This is a genomic window from Sphingobacterium litopenaei, from assembly GCF_014692495.1.
Taxonomy (GTDB): domain Bacteria; phylum Bacteroidota; class Bacteroidia; order Sphingobacteriales; family Sphingobacteriaceae; genus Sphingobacterium; species Sphingobacterium litopenaei.
The window spans coordinates 1-540 of the sequence record NZ_JACOIJ010000092.1 but is presented as its reverse complement, the minus strand read 5'-3'; the positions used below and the strand labels follow the sequence as shown (position 1 = coordinate 540).

The 540-nt window shown below is 37.8% G+C and carries 1 protein-coding gene; it reads right to left on the bottom strand.

Annotation, left to right across the window (positions count from 1 at the left end; translation table 11 throughout):
* The coding region (locus tag H8B04_RS16915) for an IS4 family transposase (RefSeq protein WP_190303072.1) at positions 1–540 on the bottom strand (540 nt) is incomplete at both ends.

The window sequence follows — 540 nt, the reverse complement described above, 5'->3', positions numbered from 1 at the left end:
CCTTATATAAGGCAGCTACTGTTGATGCCTTCCAGGTGAAATTATTTGTTAAAAACTCATATTCAGCCTTATTTATGCTGTCCCAAAAACGTACTATACGCATTTTCTTTCCTTGATAGTGCTTTTTCGCATCACCATCAAGTTCAATAATTTGATCCTGAAGGACTCCGTTGTCTTTGAGTGCTTCACTTTGAAATGTTTTCACTACCGTATATTTCATGTTGCTTTTACTGCGTGTGACAAAAAAGGACTGATTGCTGTCCAAAACGTTCATCCAAGCATAATCAACGTAGCCTCTATCTACAACGACCACACAGCCTTTAGGAAATGAAATAGTCTTGGCTATTTTAGATTCATGTTGTTTACCATCTGTGATATGCACAAAACTGGGCATACAGCCATCATAATCAAGTATAGTATGAAGTTTTACAGCTCCCTTAGCACTGCGGAATTTTGCCCAGTCAAATACACTTAAGCATAAAGGAATAATAGTAGCATCCATTAGATATACTTTACGCTTGAGTCTGTTAAGCTCTGCGC